The organism is Achromobacter sp. EB05 (genome assembly GCF_044232075.1).
Taxonomy (GTDB): Bacteria; Pseudomonadota; Gammaproteobacteria; order Burkholderiales; family Burkholderiaceae_B; genus Achromobacter; species Achromobacter dolens.
This window is the reverse complement of sequence record NZ_CP155917.1, coordinates 5,030,967-5,048,554: the sequence shown is the minus strand read 5'-3', so window position 1 is coordinate 5,048,554 and position 17,588 is coordinate 5,030,967. Positions and strand designations below refer to the sequence as shown.

Below are 17,588 nucleotides of genomic sequence, written 5' to 3'. Positions count from 1 at the left end.
AACCGTGTTCGATACCGTCCTCATCGCCAACCGTGGCGAAATCGCCGTCCGCGCCATCCGTACCCTGAAACGCCTGGGCATCCGCAGCGTTGCCGTGTATTCCGATCCCGACCGCAACGCGGCCCATGTGCGCGAGGCCGACGTGGCCGTGGCCCTGGGCGGCGAGAAGGCCGTCGACAGCTATCTGCGCACCGACCTGCTGCTGGCGGCCGCGCGCGAGCACGGCGCGCAGGCCATCTACCCCGGCTACGGCTTCCTGTCGGAGAGCGCCGAGTTCGCGGAAGCCTGCGAGGCCGCGGGCATCGCCTTCGTCGGTCCCACGCCGCTGCAGATCCGCGAGTTCGGCCTGAAGCACCGCTCGCGTGAACTGGCGGCCGCAGCCGGCGTGCCGATGACGCCCGGCACGGGCCTGCTGGCCAGCCTGGGCGAGGCGCTGACGCAGGCCGAGCGCATCGGCTATCCGGTGATGCTCAAGAGCACGGCGGGCGGCGGCGGCATCGGCCTGTCGCGGTGCGACAACGAGGCCGAACTGACGGTGGCGTTCGACAGCGTGCAGCGCATGGGCGAGCACTTCTTCCGCGACGGCGGCGCCTTCATCGAGCGTTACGTGGACAACGCCCGCCACGTCGAGGTGCAGATCTTCGGCGACGGCGCCGGCCGCGTGCTGGCGCTGGGCGAACGCGATTGCTCGGTGCAGCGGCGCAACCAGAAGGTGATCGAGGAAACTCCCGCCCCGCACCTGCCGGCCGCGACCCGCGCGGCGCTGCTGGACGCGGCGGTCAAGCTGGGCGAGTCGGTGGCCTACCGCTCGGCCGGCACGGTCGAATTCATCTACGATCCGGCGCGCGACAGCTTCTATTTCCTGGAGGTCAACACCCGCCTGCAGGTGGAGCACCCGGTGACCGAGGCGGTGACCGGGCTGGACCTGATCGAATGCATGCTGCGCGTGGCGGCGGGCGAGCCGCTCGACCTGGCCGCGATGTCGCGCGCGCCGCAAGGCGCGTCGATCGAGGTGCGGCTGTACGCCGAAGACCCGCTGCGCCAGTTCCAGCCGTCGCCCGGCGTGCTGACGGAGGTGCATTTTCCTGAAGGCGTGCGGCTGGACGGCTGGGTCGCGACGGGCACCGAGGTGCCGCCGTTCTACGACCCGATGCTGGCCAAGCTGATCGTGCACGCCGACACCCGCGAGGCCGCGCTCGACAAGCTGGCCGACGCGCTGGCGCACACCCGCCTGCACGGCATCGCCACCAACCTGGACTACCTGCGCCAGATCGTGGCCGACGCGCGCTTCCGCGCCGGGCAGTTGTCGACGCGCTTCCTGGAAGGCTTCACTTACCGGCCCGCGGCCATCGAGGTGCTGGAAGCCGGCACCTACACCAGCGTGCAGGATTACCCGGGCCGCACCGGCTATTGGGACATCGGCGTGCCCCCGTCGGGGCCGATGGACGACTACGCTTTCCGCCTGGCCAACCGCATCGTCGGCAACGCGCCCGACGCCGCCGGCATCGAGGCCACGCTGGTCGGGCCGACGCTGCGCTTTCATGGCGATGCCATCGTCGCGCTCACCGGCGCCGAATGCGCCGCCACGCTCGATGGCGAGCCGGTGCCGATGTGGCAGCCGGTCACGGTGCGCTCGGGCCAGGTGCTGGCCACGGGCCGCGCGCTGTCCGGCTGCCGCACGTACCTGGCGGTGCGCAACGGGCTGGACGTGCCGGTCTACCTGGGCAGCCGCTCGACCTTCGCGCTGGGCCAGTTCGGCGGCCACGCCGGCCGCACGCTGCGGGTCGGCGACATGCTGCCGCTGGTGCGTCCCGAGCTGCCGGCCGCGAACGCCCAGGCGCCCGTGAGCGCGCCGCAGGCCGCGCCGGCCGAACTGATCCCCGCCTATGGCAACACCTGGGAGATCGGCGTGCTGTACGGCCCGCATGGCGCGCCGGACTTCTTCCGCCCCGAGGCCATCGATGCCTTCTTCGCCGCCGATTGGGAGGTGCACTACAACTCCAATCGCCTGGGGGTGCGCCTGACCGGCCCCAAGCCGACCTGGGCGCGCGAGAACGGCGGCGAGGCCGGCCTGCATCCGTCCAACATCCATGACTGCGAATACGCCATCGGCAGCATCAACTTCACCGGCGACAGCCCGGTGATCCTGACGCGCGACGGTCCCAGCCTGGGCGGTTTCGTCTGCCCGGTGACGATCGCGCGCGCCGAGCTGTGGAAGGTGGGCCAGGTCAAGCCGGGCGACCGCATCCGCTTCGTGCGCATCGACTATTCCGAGGCGGTGGCGCGCGAGGCGGCGCAGGACCGCAGCGTCGAACAGCTGCGCGCCGTGGCACCGCAGGCCACCACGCCGTCGGCGCCGCCGGCCACGGCCTCGGAAACCATCATCGCGGCGCTGCCGGCGACGGGCAGCCGGCCGTCGGTGTCGTACCGCCAGGCGGGCGACGGCTACCTGCTGCTGGAGTATGGCGACAACGTGCTCGACCTGGCGCTGCGCATGCGCATCCACCTGCTGATGGAGGCGCTGGCGGCGCGGCCGATCGATGGCGTGCGCGAGCTGTCGCCGGGCGTGCGCTCGCTGCAGATCCGCTACGACAGCCGCGTGATCCTGCAACAGGCGCTGATCGCGCGGCTGCTGGAGATCGAAACACAGTTGGCCGACGTGGCGACGCTGAAGGTGCCGACCCGCGTGGTCTACCTGCCGATGGCGTTCGAGGATTCGGCCACGCTGGGCGCGGTGCAGCGCTACCAGGAAACGGTGCGCGCCAGCGCGCCGTGGCTGCCGAACAATGTCGACTTCATCCAGCGCATCAACGGCCTGGCCAGCCGCGAGGACGTGCGCCGCATCGTGTTCGACGCCAGCTACCTCATCATGGGCCTGGGCGACGTCTACCTGGGCGCGCCGTGCGCGGTGCCGATCGATCCGCGCCATCGGCTGCTGACGTCCAAGTACAACCCGGCGCGCACCTTCACGGCCGAGGGCACGGTGGGCATCGGCGGCGTCTACATGTGCATCTACGGCATGGACTCGCCCGGCGGCTATCAACTGGTGGGCCGCACGCTGCCGATCTGGAACAAGTTCCTGAAGAACCCGGTGTTCCAGGACGGCAAGCCGTGGCTGCTGCGCTTTTTCGACCAGGTGCGTTTCTATCCGGTGAGCGAGGCCGAACTCGATACGCTGCGCGAGGACTTCCGCGAGGGCCGCGCCACGGTGCGGATCGAGGAGGAGGTGTTCGACTTCGCCGCGCACCAGCGCTTCCTGGCCGAGCAGGCCGACAGCATCGGCGCGTTCCAGGCGCGCCAGAAGACGGCGTTCGACGCCGAGGTGGCGTTGTGGAAGCACGAGGACGTGGCGGTGGCGCCGGCCGAGGCCGCGCCCGAGACGGAGACCCCGCTGCGCGATGGCGAACGGCTGGTCAGCGCCGACATGTGCGGCAACATCTGGAAGATTCCGGTGCAGGTGGGCCAGAGCGTGGCGGCGGGCGACACGCTGGTGGTGGTGGAAGCCATGAAGATGGAACTGTCGGTGATCGCGCCGGTGTCGGGCACGGTCACGGCGATCCGCTGCGTGCCGGGCAAGCCGGTGAATGCCGGCGACGCGCTGCTGGTGCTGGCCGAGGACGCGACGTGCCCCGTGACCTGAGCGGCATGCGCGACCCCGTCAGCATCAGCCCGGCGCTGCGGCAGGCGCCGGTGCTGGCCGGGTCGCTGGCGGACCAGGTCTACCAGCGCATCAAGGATGAGCTGTTCGACTTCCGGCTGCTGCCGGGTGACCGCTTCACCGAGGCGGAGCTGGCGTTGCGGTTGGGGGTGAGCCGCACGCCGGTGCGGCTGGGGCTGGCGCGGCTGGAGCGCGAGGGGTTCGTGCTGCCGAGTCCGCGCAGCGGCTGGCAGGTGCGGCCGTTCGATTTCGAGCGCTTCGAGGCGCTGTACGACGTGCGCGTGGTGCTGGAGCTGGCGGCGGTCGAGCGGTTGTGCGCGCGCGAGCACATGGACGAGAGCGGCCTGCTGGGGGCGTTGACGGATGTGTGGCTGGTGCCGCCGGCACAGCGGATCCTGGATGGGCGGATGGTGGCGGAGCTGGACGAGGCCTTTCACTGCTCACTGGTGGCGGCTGCCGGGAATGCGGAGATGGCGCTGATCCACCGGGAGGTGACGGAGAAGATCCGGATCGTACGGCGGCTGGATTTCACCAAGGAGTTCCGGGTGGATGCGACTTATGAGGAGCATGGGGCGATTTTGCGGGCGGTGCTGGCTCGGCGGGGGGAGGCGGCGGGGAGGATGTTGCGGGGGCATATTGAGATGAGCAAGGCTGAGGTTCGGAAGATCACGCTGCATATGTTGCACGTGGCTAGAGGGGGTTCTTAAGGCGCGGCGGGCTGCGGCGGCCGGGTGGGTGCGGGGCTACGATTGCGGTCCGGAGCCTTCGCTCCGGACTGCCCCGTCGTCATCTTCGTCCGCCTGCGGCTCCCTTCAGATTCCCTTGGGCGCATCTACACGCCCCGCACCCACCCGGCCGCCGCAGCCCGCCGCTCGTGCGTCTCCATGCGGCGGGTGGTGGGGAGAGCGGTTTGCTTGGTGTTCTGCTCAGCGTCGTTTGAGGGGCGGAGGAGTTTGCGGGGCCCGCCAAAAACGGCTGCGCGGGCAGCCGTGTTTGGCATACATCGGGTGGGGCGTCGGGGGGGGCGCTGCGCGAAGTGGCGGCGATGGGGGGCGCGCTTCGCGGCGCGCTTGTGGGAGGGCAACTGATTCTCGAACGAGGGTGTCTGAGCAGGGGCTTTGTTGAAGCCCGCGGGCGGATTGGCGCTCGCCGGGCGCGTCCGCGCCCGGGTCAGCCTTGTAGCTGTTTGTAGACTTCTTCGGAGACGCGTTGGAGTTCGTCGCGGCTGATGGCGCCGGAGAGGGCGTAGCCGAATTGGCCTTCGACCCAGTAGAAGACGCGGACGGGGCCTTCCTGGGTGAATTGGAAGGCGGTCTGGCCGCCGGTGGCTTCGCGGGTGACGTAGAGGGTCAGGCGTTGGCCGTCGGGGGCGCCGTACATGAAGAGGGCGACGGGGCCGCTGCCGCCGGGCAGGAGGCGGCCGCCGACGAGGTCGTAGCCGGCGTGGGTCAGGGAGGGAGCGCGCACGGGGGCGCCCAGGCGCTTGGTGAGCCAGGTGACCAGGGCCTTTTCGTTGTCGCCGCTGACCTCGACGGGGCGGCCCATGTCGGGGGCGTAGACGGCGTGGGCGATGGCGGCGCGCTGGGCGTAGCCGCCGGCGGCGCGGTCGGGGGTGGCGGTGGCCAATACGGTTTGCAGGTGGCGGGCGTCCAGGGCGCCGCGCGCCAGCCAGGCGCTGCTGGCGCTGATGGCGGCAATGGCGATGCCGGCCGCCAGGGCGCGCCACGGCAGGCGGCGCGCGGGGGGCGAGAGCGGCAGGCGCAGGGGCAGCGGTTCGTCCAGCACCGGGTCCAGCAGGGCGTGCAGGGCGCGGCGCTGGGCTTGCCAGGCCTGGACGCGGGCCAGGTCCTGCGGGTGGGCGGCGAGGAAGGCGTCGACCTCGGCGTGGCGGCCGGGCGGCAACTGGCCGTCGGCGTAGGCGTGCAGGTCGGCTTCGGTGATCGGGTTGCCAACGGCGGGGATGGCGTGGAGGCGTTTGTCGTTCATGTCATTTCACGCGATGGAGCCGGCTGGCGGGTTCCTGGCCTTGCATCAGGGCGCCCAGCCGTTCGCGGGCGCGCGACAGGCGCGACATGACCGTGCCCATCGGCACGCCCAGCACCTGCGCGGTTTCCTGGTACGACAGGTCTTCCACGCACACCAGCAGCAATACTTCGCGCTGCTCGGCCGGCAGGCCTTGCAGGCAGCGGTCCAGGTCGCGCACCTCCAGGTGGTCGGTCTGCGTGGCGCGCACCGGCACGTCGGGCAGGTCGCCCGCGCCGGCCTGTTCGGCCTGCCGGTGGCTGGCGCGCACGCCGTCGATGAAATGGTTATGCATGATGCCGAACATCCACGCCCTCAGTTCGCCGCGGCGCTGCCAGCGCGAGTAGCGGCTCCAGGCTCGTTCGAGCGTGTCCTGCACCAGGTCGTCGGCCCGGTGCGGGTCGCCCGTCAGCCCGCGCGCGTAGCGCCGCAGGCTGGGGATGCAGGCCAGGATCGCGGCTTCGTCGTCGGCGCGCATGGTCGGGCGTGGAGGGACGGCTCAGGCCGGATCAGGGCTTGATGACGTGCCAGACGTCCTTGAAGTTGTCGCCGGTCTTGTCGCCCGGTTTGGCGTCCTTGGCATACAGGTAGACCGGCTTGCCCTTGTAGGCCCACTGCTTGGAGCCGTCGTCGCGGGTGATGATGCTCAGGTCGCCCGAGGCCTTGGCGTCGGCGGCGGCGGTGACCGGGGGCCAGATCTTGGCGCACTGGTCGTTGCAGGCGCTCTTGCCGCCGGCATCTTTGTCGAAGGTGTAGAGGGTCATGCCGGCGCTGTTGACCAGGATGCCGTCCTGGGTCTTGACGGCCTGGGCGTGGGCGCCGGCCGAGAACAGGGCGGCGGAGGAGAGAACCAGGGCTGCGGCGATTTGAGTACGCATGTCGTGCCTCGTAGATGGGAAAGTGGGGGACTGCCCTCTACAGACGCCGGGGCGAACGGGAATATTCCGCCGCGGGAAAAAAAAGTGGAGGGCCGGGGATGACGATCCAACCGAGCCTCGCGCGGGCCCTTCGCGACGGCCGCTGTCAGGCGTGGCCGCCGGCGGGCGGGGCGGGTTCGTAGCGCATTTCTATTTCCCGGTCGGTCTCCTCCACGGGAATGAAGCCCAGCGACTCGTAGAGCCGGCGGGCGGGGTTGCCCTTCAGGACGGACAGGGTGACCGGGGCGCCTTCGTCGTCCGCCTGCCGCAGCAGGCCGGCCAGCAGGCGCCGGCCCAGCCCCTGGCCCTGGAAGGCCGGGTCGATCTGGATCTGCACGACGCGCCAGCCGGCCGGATCGCGGAAGGTCTTGAACAGGCCCGCCGGGCGGCCGTGCAGCCAGACGATCTGGGCGTCGTCGAAGTGATAACGGACGCGCGCCAGGTGGTGCGCATCGTCCCGCGGTGCGTCAACGCGCGCCAGGTGTTCGGTCATGGTCGCCTTGCGCAGCGCCAGCAGGAAAGGCAGGTCGTCTTCGGTGGCGGCTTGCAATGCCAGGGATTGGGGGCTCATGGTGCGGCTTCAGGGTTGCTTGGAGGGGCCACGCTTGGCGCTCTTGCCGGCCTGGTGGATAAGGTTATAGAGCTGTTGCGCCGCTGGCGCCAGGGGGCGGCCCCGGCGCGAGATCAGCCCCAGGCTGCGGGTGACGCGCGGATGTTCGAGCTTGACGCCGGCCAGGGTGGCGTGGCCGGCCGGCGGCATCGCCAACTGCGGCACCGCCGCCACGCCCAGGCCCGCCTCCACCAGCCCCAGCAGCGTCATGACATGGCTGACCTCGAAGGCGCTGACGGTGCGCTTGCCGCTCTTGGCCAGCGCGTCGTCGATCAGCAGGCGGTTGCCGCTCTCCTTGGCCACGGTCATGAAGCGTTCCTGCGACAGTTCCTCCCACGACACGCTGCGGCGCGCGGCCAGCGGATGGTCGCGCCGCACCGCCAGCACGAAGTCCTCGCGCAGCACCGCCTTGAAATCCACGTCGGGCTCCTGGGTGCCGAAAAAACTGATGCCGAAGTCGGCGCGGCCGGTCACCACGCTGTTGAGCACGGTGTGGGCGGTCTCGTCGATGATGCGGACCCGTATCCGAGGAAAGCGCTCGGCGTAGTCATGGATGATGGCGGGCAGGAAGTAGTAGGCCACCGACGGCACGCAGGCCACGGTCACCAGCCCGCCGCGCTGCGCCGCCAGGTCGCCGATGCTGAGCACCGCGCGTTCCAGTTCGTCGATGGCGCCGCGCGCCCGTTCCAGGAAGATGCGGCCGACGTGCGTCAGCGCCACGCGGCGCGTGGTGCGTTCCAGCAGGCGCGCGCCCAGCAGATCCTCCAGCTTGTCGATGCGGCGGCTCAGCGCGGGCTGTGACAGGTTCAGGTCTTCGGCGGCGGCGCGGAAACTGGCGCGCTCGGCCACGGCCACGAAGGCCTGCAATTCCTGTAAATCGAAATTGATGCGTGCCATGCATTAATCCATCCGTAAGTTGCAATTCAAATAATAGCCGCGTCGTCGCAGAATGCACGGCATGGAAACGATCATCCCTTGCGTACTGATGCGCGGCGGCACCTCCCGCGGCCCCTTTTTTCTTGGCGACTGGCTGCCGGCCGATCCCGCCGACCGCGACCGGCTGCTGTTGCAGGCCATGGGCTCGCCCCACGCGCTGCAGGTCGACGGCCTGGGCGGCGGCAATTCGCTGACCAGCAAGGTCGCGATCGTGTCGCGCTCGACCCGACCCGACTGCGATATCGACTATCTGTTCGCGCAGGTCTCGGTGGACCGCGCCAGCGTCGACACCCGTCCCAACTGCGGCAACATGCTGTCGGGCGCCGCGCCCTTCGCCATCGACGAGGGCCTGATCGCCGCGGCCGACGGCGAAACCTCGGTGCGGGTGCACAACGTCAACACGGGCGCCGTGATCGAGGCCGTGGTGCAGACGCCGGGCGGCCGCCTGACCTATGAAGGCGAGGCGCGCATCGACGGCGTGCCGGGCGCCGCCGCGCCCGTGCGCCTGAATTTCCTCGACGCCTGGGGGGCGGTCACCGGCCGCCTGTTCCCGACCGGACAGCGCCAGGAGAAGGTGGACGGCGTGGCCGCCACGCTGATCGACGCCGCCATGCCGATGGTGTTGCTGCGCGCCGCCGACTTCGGCCTGCGTGGCGACGAATCGCCCGCCGAGCTGGACGCCAACGTCGCGCTGCTGGCGCGCCTGGAACGCATCCGTCGCGAAGCCGGCGCCCGCATGGGCCTGGGCGACGTGTCGGACAGCGTCATCCCCAAGCCGGTGCTGCTGGCGCCGGGCAGCGATGCCGCCGTCCTGTCGCTGCGCTCGCGCTACTTCACGCCGCATGCCTGCCATCGCGCCCATGCCGCCACCGGCGCGGTGGGCGTGGCGGCCGCCTTCCTCATGCCTGGCACGGTGGCGCATGATTGCGGCGGCCCGGCGCCGCGGCCGGGCTACCGCGGCGTGCGCATCGAACACCCGTCGGGCGGCATGGACATCGACGTGAAGCTGGATGACGCCAGCGGCGAGGTACAGGCCGCCGGCCTGGTGCGCACCGCGCGCAAGATCATGAAGGGCCTGCTCTATGTGCCGGGGCGCTACGGCGCGGCGCGGCAGGAGCAGGACGCCCGCGCCCGGCTGGCCTCGCGCCAGCCGGTGGCGGCATAAAAAAGACTCGAGACGCAGCGGTCCGCAGAGACCGCCAACAGAACCATCAGGAGACATGACATGGTTTTCCCCACTCGCGGCACGCTGGGTGCCGCCGCGCTTTGCCTGGCCCTGGCCAGCCCGGCCGTCCACGCCGAATTCCCCGAACGCGCCATCACCATGGTGGTGCCCACCGCCGCCGGCGGCGGCAATGACACCCTGGCCCGCGTGATCGGGCAGAAGATGGGCGAACTGCTGGGCCAGACCGTCATCGTGGTCAACAAGCCCGGCGCGCAGGGCGCCATCGCCGCCGACTACGTGGCGCGCCAGCCGGCCGACGGCTACACCCTGATGCTGGGCTACATCGGCACGCACGGCATCAACCCCGCGCTGCAGAAGCTCAACTACGATCCGGTGCGCGACTTCACCGCCATCGGCATGGTGGCCGACTCGCCCACGCTCATGGTGGTGTCCAGCAGCATCGGCGTGCAGGACGTGCCGGGCTTGCTCAAGTATGGCCAGGCCCACCCCGACGGCCTGAGCTACGCCTCGGCCGGCCCGGGCACGGCGCCGGCGGTGGCGGGCGAGCTGTTCAACCGCGCCACCGGCGCGGCCATGCTGGAGATTCCCTACAAGGGCTCGGCCCCCGCCATGACGGACACGCTGGCCGGCGTCACCCAGGTCATGTTCCCCAGCCTGTTCAGCGCCTATCCGCACCTGAAGTCGGGCAAGATCCGCGCGCTGGGCGTGGCCGGCACGCGCCGCGCCAAGGTGCTGCCCGACATGCCGACGCTGGCCGAGCTTGGCGTGCCGGGCGTGGACGTGGCGCAGTGGTACGCGGTGTTCGCGCCCGCCAACGCCGATCCGCAGGTGGTCGCCAAGTTGAACACCGCGCTCAATGGCGCGCTCAACGATCCGGCCGTGGCCGCCAAGATCGACGACCAGGGCGCCGAGGTGCGCACCAGCACGCCGGCCGAGCTGGCGGCGTTCGTGCGCGACGAAGCCGTCAAGTGGAAGAAGCTGGCGTCGACGATTCACGCGGCGCTGTAAATAGCGCCAAGGGCGAGGCGTCGAAGTGGCGCAGGTTCGGAAACACCAGCCGCAGGTCGTCCGGGCTGGCGCCGAACCAGCCGCCTAGCGCCGCGCCCAGTTGCTCCACCGCCAGCGTCGGCAGCAGCCGGCCGTTGTCCACGAACCCGGGGCCGTCGGGCGCGATCTGCGGATGCGTGCCGTGGTAGCGCCCGCCGTTGACGGCGCCGCCCAGCACGAAATGATGCGCGCCCCAGCCGTGGTCCGAGCCGTTGCCGTTCGATCCCAGCGTCCGGCCGAATTCCGAAGCGGTGAAGGTGGTGACCTGGCGCGCCACGCCCAGGCCCGCCAGCGCCGTCTGGAAGGCGGCCAGCGCCTGGCCCAGCTCCTTGAGCAGGGCCGGGTGGGCGTCGTTCAGGCCGGTGTGGTTGTCGTAGCCGTTCTGCGACACGAAGAATACCTGGCGCCGCGCCCCAAGGGCCTGGCGCGCCGCGATGATGCGGGCCACGATCTTCAACTGCTGCGCCAGCGGCGAGTCGAAATCGCCCGGCACGGCCACGCCAGACAAGGCCGACCGCAGCCGCGCGTCGGCATCGATCGACTGCGTCGCGATGCGTGACATTTCCCGTTCCATCAGGTGCTCGCGCGGCTGCGTGATCAACTGGCGCAGCAAGGCGGTGCAGGCGCTGGAGCCGTACATGTCGCGCGTCAGCAGTTCGATGCGGGTCGAGCCGTTCACGCCGACCCGGTAACCGGCGACGTGGCGGCCCGCCAGCAGCACAGTGCTGCCGCCAGCGGTGATGCCGGTGAAGCTGCGCTGCGCGTTGATGTCGGCGTACAGGTCCGTCAGCCGCCCGGCCCAGCCGGAGGACGCGCCTTCCGGCGCCAGCGCCTGCCAGTATGACTGCTGGTCGTTGTGCGAAAACAGCTTGGGCGGCAGCGGCACGCGCGCGCCAATGTAGTCCGCCTTGCTGGTGGGCACCACCAGCGGACCGACGTTCAGCACCGCCGCCATCTCGCCGCGCTCGAACAGCGGCGCCAGCGGCGCGAGCGATGGCGCGAGCGCGAACTGCGCGCCGTCGGCGGCGGGCGCGGCGCCGCGTAGCGCGGTGGCTTGCAGCGCCTGGCGCGGCAACGCGATATCGGTGCGCGCGGCGGCGTAGGCGCGATGGGCGCCCGGGTCGAACGGCACCAACGTGTTGAACGGATCGTTGCCGCCATACAGGAACACGCACACCAGCGCCTTGTAGTCTCCCGGCGGCGCCGACTGCGCGGCCGCCGCGCCCAGTGCCGCCAGGTTCAGCGCCAGCGGCGCCGCCGCGTGCGTGGCGCCCAGGGCGCAGGCGCGCAGCAGGAACTCGCGGCGGTCGGCCTTCATTTCTGCACCAGGTATTCAGGGCTGGCCGCCACCAGCGTGATGGCGGCGCGCACGCGGTCGCGCGGCCGTGCGCGCGGCAAGGTGTCGACCGCCTGCGCGATGGCCTGCGCCGTCGCCGCGCTGAAGGCGTCGCCCGCCAGCAGCAGCACGATGCGCGCCACCAGCGCGTCGGCGTCGGCGGCCAGCGCGATCTCGGCGGTGTACGGCGTCTGCAGGTCTTCCCAGCCGCGATCGACGTAGATGGCCACGAAGTTCAGGTAGCCGGCGATGCTGGTTTCATCGGTGATCTGCAGTTCCGGCGCCACCAGGCCGCGCCGCGCCAGCTCGGTGACGGGGGGCGTGTAGCGCGGCCGGAAGAAATTGAAAACGCTGGACGAGCGCATCGGGCTCTGCGCCAGCCGGATGGTGTTGTCGGTGGTGTCGGGCATGGCCCAGGCGCCGTTGGTGGAGGTGGCGCCGAAGGCGCGCGCCCAGCCGGAAAAGCGCAGGATGGGCTCGCGCACCTTGCCCCAGCCGGGCGCCGACAGGTCGGGGTGGCGCGCTTCGTCGTCCAGCAGGATGGCGCGCACCACTGCCTTGAGATTGCCGCGCGCGCCATGGCCGTCGTCGTCGAACACCGTCGCCACCCGCTCGACGTAGGCCGGACTGGGATTGCTGGTGACCAGCCGCTGGATCAGTTGCGTGCCGATGAACGGCCCGACGTTCGGATGCGCGCTGATCACTTCCATCGCGCGCTTGAGCGACAGGTGGCCGTCGGTGCCGGGCGGGATCACCGCGCCCAGGAAGCGCTTTTCGGCCAGCGAATGCAGCGCCGGATTGAGCGCCATCGGACGGCGGTGGAACTGCACGTCGGTCTCCGGCCCGTCCAGGTCCCAGCCGGTGAAGACCTTGGCCAGTCCCTGCACGTCGGCATTGTCGTAGGTCTCCACGGGGGCGCCGTTCACCAGCCGCGGCGTGCCGTCGCGGTTCAGTTCGACCAGGCCGATGCTGAACAACTGCATCACCTCGCGCGCATAGTTCTCGTCGGGATGGCGGCCGGTGCGCGGGTCTTCCTTGCGGTTGCCGCGATAGGTCAGCATGCAGCCCATCGACAGATTGCGCGTGACGGCGGTGAGCAGGTCCCGGTAGTTGCCGAAGGCATGCTCGACCAGCAGGTCCATGAAGCCGGCGGCGCCGAACAGCGGCCAGTTGGCGGTGATCGACGCCACCCCGACCACGAAGATCTCCGACAGCGCGAACGCCACCCGGGTGCGCACCTGATCTTCCGCGCTGATGAACTTGCGCCACAGCGTCGATTCCAGCGGCGCGTTGATGCCGTTGCCCTTGTAGGCCTCGGTGTCCTTGCCTTGCTGCAGCAGCCAGTCGAAATGGCTTTGCGAGGGCGGCAGCGCCAGTTGCGTGTCGAGCCATCCGGCGTAGCCATCGCGCACCACCGCGTCGATCAGCGCCGGCGTCGGGCCGAAGGTGGCCTGCGCCAAAAAGCGCGAGGCCTGGCCGGGCGTGGGCGGGCGGGTTTCAGCGGAAGCGGGCGGCGCCGCTCCGGACGGCGACGCGGACATGCAGGCAGCCCCGGGGTCGAATGCGAAAGCCTACGGTAGCGAAGCGCCAGGGGGGCTTCAAGACCGCCATTCGGACGAGGGACTAATACTTTTTCACGAGGCGCGCGCGAGCGGCGCGCCGCCCCGCACGGGGGGGGGGCGGCCGGGGCGCGCGGATTACACCGAACGGGTGATGCCGCCGTCGATGCGGATGTTCTGCCCGGTGATGTAGGAGGAAGCGTCGGAGGCCAGGAAGGCGATCAGGTCGGCCACTTCCTCGGCGGTGCCGTAGCGGCCCATCGGGATGCGCGCGCGCCGGTCTTCCTTTTCCGGCAGGCTGTCGATGAAGCCGGGCAGCACGTTGTTCATGCGCACGTTGTGTTCGGCGTATTCGTCCGCGAACACCTTGGTGAACGCGGCCAGGCCGGCGCGGAACACGCCGGACGTGGGGAACAGCGCCTCCGGCTCGAAGGTGGCGTAGGTCGAGATGTTGACGATGGCGCCGGTTTTCTGCTGCTTCATGACCGGCGCCACCAGGCGCGCGATGCGCACCACGTTGAGCAGGTAGAACTCCATGCCCAGGTGCCAGTCGTCGTCGCTGATTTCCAGCAGCGGGCCCTTGGGGCCGTGGCCGGCGCTGTTGACCACGGCGTCGACGCGGCCCCACTTCTGCAGGGTCGCGTCCACCAGCCGCGCCAGGTCCTCGGGCGAGCGGTTCGAACCGGTCACGCCCAGGCCGCCCAGCTCGGCGGCCAGCGCCTCGCCCTTGCCGGACGAGGACAGGATCGCCACGCGGTAGCCGTCGGCCGCCAGTTTGCGCGCCGCCGCCGCGCCCATGCCGCTGCCGCCGGCGGTGATGATTGCCACTTTATCCGTGCTCATGCGTCGTTCCCCAGGGTGTCGGAAAACGGCCATTGTAGGGGCGGGCGCGGCGGCCCCGCGCAGATCCCGCGAGGCCGGCAGGGGCGATCAGTCGACCAGCTTGAGCACGCCCTTCATCAGCGCGAAGTGGCCGGGGAACGAGCAGAAGTAGGCATAGTCCTGGCCGGCGGCCAGCTTGCTGACGTCGAAGGTGACCGAATCGGTCTCGCCGCCGCCGATCACCTTGGTGTGGGCGATGACGCGGGCGTCGTCCTTCTTGACGTAGTTGTTGTCCAGGCCGGCGGCCATGCCGTCGTTGACGGCGCCCTGCATGTCGGCCTGCTTGGTCAGCACCCAGTTGTGGCCCATGACGTTCTTGGCCAGGGTGCCCGGGTGCTTGAGGTTCACGGTGAACTGCTTGCAGCTCTTGCTGACCGTGATTTCCTTCTTGTCGAACTGCATCTGGTCGTTGCCGGCGATATCGACCGAGCATTCGGCCGCCAGCACGGGGGCCGAGGCCAGGGTCAGGATGGTCGCGGCGCAGAGATTCTTCAACAGCATGTTCATGCCTCCAGGGATCGAGGGGAGTGGAGCCGCGCGCGTCGCGGGACGCGAGCCGCGCGGCCGTTGCGCTATTCTCGCCCCAGTCTACTCCTCGTGGCGCGGGCGGGCCCGCAAGGGGTTTGACGCAACGCAAGCGGGCGTTACCGAATTGCGTGGCAGGGTCCCGCTTGCGCCGTTTTTCCGCGTTTTCCCGCGATGCCGCGGTTCAGCGGGCGGCGTCCGCGGCGGTGACGCGCCAGATAGCATTGCCGACATCATCGGCCACCAGCAGCGCGCCCTGGCGGTCCAGCGCCACGCCCACGGGCCGGCCGCGCGCCTGGCCCGCGTCGTCCAAAAATCCCGTCAGCACGTCTTGCGGCTGGCCGTCCGCGCGCGTGCCGGTGAACGGCACGAAGATGACTTTGTAGCCGCTGCGCGGGTCGCGGTTCCACGAGCCGTGCTGGCCGACGAACATGCCGTGGATGAACGGCGCCGGCAGCCTGGCGCCGCCGGACCAGGCCAGCCCGAGCGAGGCGGTATGCGGCCCCAGCGCGTAGTCGGGCACGATCGCCTGCGCCACCAGGTCGGGGCGCGGCGGCTTGACCCGGGTGTCGACGTGCTGGCCGAAATAGCTGTACGGCCAGCCATAGAAGCCGCCGTCGCGCACCGAGGTCATGTAGTCGGGCACCAGGTCGCTGCCCAGTTCGTCGCGTTCGTTTACGGCAGTCCACAGCGTCTTGCCGTCCGGCCCCCAGGCCATGCCCACCGGATTGCGCAGGCCGCTGGCGTAGAGCCGTTTGGCGCCGCTGGCGACGTCGATTTCCCAGATGGCGGCGCGGCCTTCCTCTTCCGCCATGCCGTTCTCCGCGACGTTGCTGTTCGAGCCGACCGTCGCATACAGCTTGGCGCCGTCGGCGCTGGCGATGAGGTTCTTGGTCCAGTGATGGTTGCGGCCTGAGGGCAGGTCGGTCACCTTGACGCCGGGCGCGTCGATGCGGGTCTGGCCGGCCTGGTACGGAAACCGCAGCACCGCGTCGGCATTGGCGATGTACAACTGGTCGCCGACGAGCGCCATGCCGAAGGGCGAATTCAGGCCTTCCAGGAACACGCTGCGCATCTGCGCCGCGCCATCGGGCGTCAGGCCGCGCAGCAGGGTGATGCGGTTGGCGCTGGGCGTGCGCGCGCCGGCGCGCTTCATGACGATGCCGGCGGCCCAGTCCTTGATGCCGCCGGAGGCCTCTGGCGGCTTGGGCGGCGCATTGGTCTCGGCCACCAGCACGTCGCCGTTGGGCAGCACGTACAGCCAGCGCGGGTGGTCCAGGCCGCGCGCGTAGGCGGTGACCGCCAGGCCGCTGGCAGGGGTCGGCAGGCCGGTCTCGCTCCAGCCTACCGCCTTGGCCGTGTTGACGGTGGGAATGAGGGTGGTATTGGGCGCGGGCAGTTCGGGCCGCGGACCCATGCCGGCCTCGACCGGCAGGCGCGCGACTTCGCCGCAGGCGGCCACCAGCCCGGCGGACGCGACCAACGCCGCCAACAGGTATCGAATTCGCATGGCCCGGCTCCCGGCGCGGATTGGCAGGCTCCCATCATACGACGGGGCGGCGCGGACTTTCGCGCTGCCGCATTCAGCGCATGTCGAACGCTTCCTGATGCCAGCGGACGTCGCCGCGTCCCAGCCGACGCAGGCCCTTGCGCAGCGCGGTCGCCAGCCCGGCGGGCCCGCAATACCAGACCTCGCCGACACGACCGGCGGCCACTTCGCCCTGCGCCAGCGCGGCGGCATCCAGCCGCTGGCCGGCGGCGGCGCTGTGCACCTGGAGCGTGACGTTGTCCAGCGCGGCGCAGCGTTGCCGCAGCACCTCAACGAACGGGTCGGCCTCGCCATCGCGCACGCAGTAGTGCAGCCAGACGGGCGGCATGCGGCCGGGCTCCTCGCGGGCCGCCTCCAGCCACGCCAGGAAAGGCGTGACGCCGATGCCGCCCGCCACCCATACCTGCGGGCCAGCGGCGTGGCGCGCGAAGCGGCCGTAAGGGCCTTCCACCGTGACGGGCGCGCCTTCGCGCAACGTGGAGGCCAGCCGCCTGGTGTAATCGCCCAGCGCCTTGATCTCGAACGTCACGTCGCGGCATCCGGGGTGCGGCGCGCTGGCGATGGTGAACGGGTGCGCGCCCTCGCGCCGGTCGAAGGTGACGAAGGCGAACTGGCCGGCGGTGTGGCCGGGCCAGCGCGCATCGAGTTCACAAGTGACTTCGAGAATGCCCCCCGGACGTTGCGCCAGCGCCGTCACGCGGCCGGCGGCGCGCCGGCCCTGGCCGATGCGGCCGGCCAGCGACAGCACGGCGGCCCAGGCGCCGCCCGCCATCAGCGGCAGCAGCAGCACGCCGGTCGGCCCGGTCCAGTAATAGGCCGGCGCCAACGCCAGGGTATGGAACACCAGTATCAGGTAGGCCAGCGGCATGGCGCGGTGGATGATGCGCCAGGCATGGTAAGGAAAGCGGCGCCACAGCGTGATGACCAGCATGGCCAGCAGCGCGTAGATCGTCCATTCGCCCAGGTCCTTGGCCAATCCGCGCGAATCCGCCAGCATGGCCAGCACCGCGTCGCGCGCCGGCCGGCCCTCGGCGCCGACCAGCGCCTTCAGCGGCGTGCTGGCCAGCTTGACCAGCCAATGCGCGGCGCCGGCGCCGATGGCCAGGATGCCGGCCCATTTGTGCAGCCGGTAGACTTTGTCCATGCCGCCCAGCGGTCCCTCCAGCCAGGCTGGACGCAAGGCCAGCAGCATGATCAGCGACATCAGGCCGATGGACCAGACGCCCGTCAGGTACAGCGCCTGTTGGCGCAGCACCCAGGGCCAGGCGGCCGAGGCCGCCGGTTGCAGCAGGAGGGCGTCGACGGCCCAGGCGCCGGTCAGCGCGAGCAGGAACAGTCCCAGGGCGGTACGGGTTTTCATG

Annotated in this window: 15 protein-coding genes; 4 read left to right on the top strand and 11 right to left on the bottom strand. The window is 70.5% G+C overall.

What is annotated here, in order from left to right; translation table 11 throughout:
* Positions 1–4 precede the first annotated feature (4 nt).
* On the top strand, positions 5–3,640 hold the full coding sequence (gene uca, locus AAID08_RS23065) for an urea carboxylase (RefSeq protein ID WP_395756923.1): 3,636 nt from the start codon (positions 5–7) through the stop codon (positions 3,638–3,640).
* A 5-nt stretch (positions 3,641–3,645) separates the two neighbouring features.
* A complete protein-coding gene (locus AAID08_RS23060; RefSeq protein ID WP_049075701.1) occupies positions 3,646–4,365 on the top strand; it encodes a GntR family transcriptional regulator in 720 nt (239 codons plus the stop codon).
* Between the two features lie 463 nt (positions 4,366–4,828).
* On the opposite strand, the gene AAID08_RS23055 is transcribed toward AAID08_RS23060, so the two are convergent.
* From AAID08_RS23055 to AAID08_RS23035, 5 genes are all read right to left on the bottom strand, one after another.
* Positions 4,829–5,644, bottom strand: coding sequence for an anti-sigma factor family protein (locus AAID08_RS23055; RefSeq protein WP_395756922.1), 816 nt, complete (start codon positions 5,642–5,644; stop codon positions 4,829–4,831).
* A 1-nt stretch (position 5,645) separates the two neighbouring features.
* On the bottom strand, positions 5,646–6,158 hold the full coding sequence (locus AAID08_RS23050; protein ID WP_047993313.1) for an RNA polymerase sigma factor: 513 nt from the start codon (positions 6,156–6,158) through the stop codon (positions 5,646–5,648).
* A gap of 31 nt (positions 6,159–6,189) precedes the next feature.
* On the bottom strand, positions 6,190–6,558 hold the full coding sequence (locus AAID08_RS23045) for a hypothetical protein (protein WP_054417086.1): 369 nt from the start codon (positions 6,556–6,558) through the stop codon (positions 6,190–6,192).
* Positions 6,559–6,703: 145 nt separating this feature from the next.
* Positions 6,704–7,168, bottom strand: a complete 465-nt coding sequence (locus tag AAID08_RS23040; protein ID WP_395756921.1) for a GNAT family N-acetyltransferase — start codon at positions 7,166–7,168, stop codon at positions 6,704–6,706.
* A gap of 9 nt (positions 7,169–7,177) precedes the next feature.
* Positions 7,178–8,104, bottom strand: coding sequence for a LysR family transcriptional regulator (locus tag AAID08_RS23035; RefSeq protein WP_054417088.1), 927 nt, complete (start codon positions 8,102–8,104; stop codon positions 7,178–7,180).
* A 61-nt stretch (positions 8,105–8,165) separates the two neighbouring features.
* On the opposite strand from AAID08_RS23035, the gene AAID08_RS23030 reads away from it, so the two are divergent.
* Positions 8,166–9,308 carry a 4-oxalomesaconate tautomerase gene (locus AAID08_RS23030; RefSeq protein ID WP_054417206.1) on the top strand — a complete coding sequence of 381 codons (1,143 nt, stop codon included), beginning with the start codon at positions 8,166–8,168 and terminating at the stop codon, positions 9,306–9,308.
* A 60-nt stretch (positions 9,309–9,368) separates the two neighbouring features.
* Positions 9,369–10,337 (top strand): tripartite tricarboxylate transporter substrate binding protein, encoded by a 969-nt coding sequence (locus AAID08_RS23025; RefSeq protein ID WP_054500946.1) that lies wholly within the window; start codon positions 9,369–9,371, stop codon positions 10,335–10,337.
* Here AAID08_RS23025 and AAID08_RS23020 read toward each other — a convergent pair.
* From AAID08_RS23020 to AAID08_RS22995, 6 genes are all read right to left on the bottom strand, one after another.
* Positions 10,294–11,694, bottom strand: a complete 1,401-nt coding sequence (locus AAID08_RS23020) for a DUF1501 domain-containing protein (protein WP_175142583.1) — start codon at positions 11,692–11,694, stop codon at positions 10,294–10,296. The two genes, AAID08_RS23025 and AAID08_RS23020, sit on opposite strands and share 44 nt — an antisense overlap.
* Positions 11,691–13,253, bottom strand: a complete 1,563-nt coding sequence (locus tag AAID08_RS23015; RefSeq protein ID WP_395756920.1) for a DUF1800 family protein — start codon at positions 13,251–13,253, stop codon at positions 11,691–11,693. The genes AAID08_RS23020 and AAID08_RS23015 overlap by 4 nt, the downstream gene beginning before the upstream one ends.
* A gap of 156 nt (positions 13,254–13,409) precedes the next feature.
* Positions 13,410–14,114 (bottom strand): SDR family oxidoreductase, encoded by a 705-nt coding sequence (locus AAID08_RS23010; protein ID WP_049075685.1) that lies wholly within the window; start codon positions 14,112–14,114, stop codon positions 13,410–13,412.
* A gap of 87 nt (positions 14,115–14,201) precedes the next feature.
* Positions 14,202–14,654 (bottom strand): azurin, encoded by a 453-nt coding sequence (azu, locus tag AAID08_RS23005; RefSeq protein WP_116793030.1) that lies wholly within the window; start codon positions 14,652–14,654, stop codon positions 14,202–14,204.
* A gap of 208 nt (positions 14,655–14,862) precedes the next feature.
* Complete coding sequence (locus tag AAID08_RS23000) at positions 14,863–16,188, bottom strand: sorbosone dehydrogenase family protein (protein WP_054500949.1); 1,326 nt, start codon at positions 16,186–16,188, stop codon at positions 14,863–14,865.
* A 73-nt stretch (positions 16,189–16,261) separates the two neighbouring features.
* Positions 16,262–17,587 (bottom strand): ferric reductase-like transmembrane domain-containing protein, encoded by a 1,326-nt coding sequence (locus AAID08_RS22995; RefSeq protein ID WP_395756919.1) that lies wholly within the window; start codon positions 17,585–17,587, stop codon positions 16,262–16,264.
* Position 17,588: the final 1 nt, after the last annotated feature.

Coding starts and splice junctions, on each gene's coding strand:
- AAID08_RS23020 (WP_175142583.1), bottom strand. CDS start 11,694: ATGAAGGCCGACCGCCGCGAGTTCCTGCTGCGCGCCTGCGCCCTGGGC.
- azu (WP_116793030.1), bottom strand. CDS start 14,654: ATGCTGTTGAAGAATCTCTGCGCCGCGACCATCCTGACCCTGGCCTCG.
- AAID08_RS23050 (WP_047993313.1), bottom strand. CDS start 6,158: ATGCGCGCCGACGACGAAGCCGCGATCCTGGCCTGCATCCCCAGCCTG.
- AAID08_RS23035 (WP_054417088.1), bottom strand. CDS start 8,104: ATGGCACGCATCAATTTCGATTTACAGGAATTGCAGGCCTTCGTGGCC.
- AAID08_RS23055 (WP_395756922.1), bottom strand. CDS start 5,644: ATGAACGACAAACGCCTCCACGCCATCCCCGCCGTTGGCAACCCGATC.
- AAID08_RS23060 (WP_049075701.1), top strand. CDS start 3,646: ATGCGCGACCCCGTCAGCATCAGCCCGGCGCTGCGGCAGGCGCCGGTG.
- AAID08_RS23025 (WP_054500946.1), top strand. CDS start 9,369: ATGGTTTTCCCCACTCGCGGCACGCTGGGTGCCGCCGCGCTTTGCCTG.
- AAID08_RS22995 (WP_395756919.1), bottom strand. CDS start 17,587: ATGAAAACCCGTACCGCCCTGGGACTGTTCCTGCTCGCGCTGACCGGC.
- AAID08_RS23040 (WP_395756921.1), bottom strand. CDS start 7,168: ATGAGCCCCCAATCCCTGGCATTGCAAGCCGCCACCGAAGACGACCTG.
- AAID08_RS23045 (WP_054417086.1), bottom strand. CDS start 6,558: ATGCGTACTCAAATCGCCGCAGCCCTGGTTCTCTCCTCCGCCGCCCTG.
- AAID08_RS23010 (WP_049075685.1), bottom strand. CDS start 14,114: ATGAGCACGGATAAAGTGGCAATCATCACCGCCGGCGGCAGCGGCATG.
- AAID08_RS23030 (WP_054417206.1), top strand. CDS start 8,166: ATGGAAACGATCATCCCTTGCGTACTGATGCGCGGCGGCACCTCCCGC.
- AAID08_RS23000 (WP_054500949.1), bottom strand. CDS start 16,188: ATGCGAATTCGATACCTGTTGGCGGCGTTGGTCGCGTCCGCCGGGCTG.
- AAID08_RS23015 (WP_395756920.1), bottom strand. CDS start 13,253: ATGTCCGCGTCGCCGTCCGGAGCGGCGCCGCCCGCTTCCGCTGAAACC.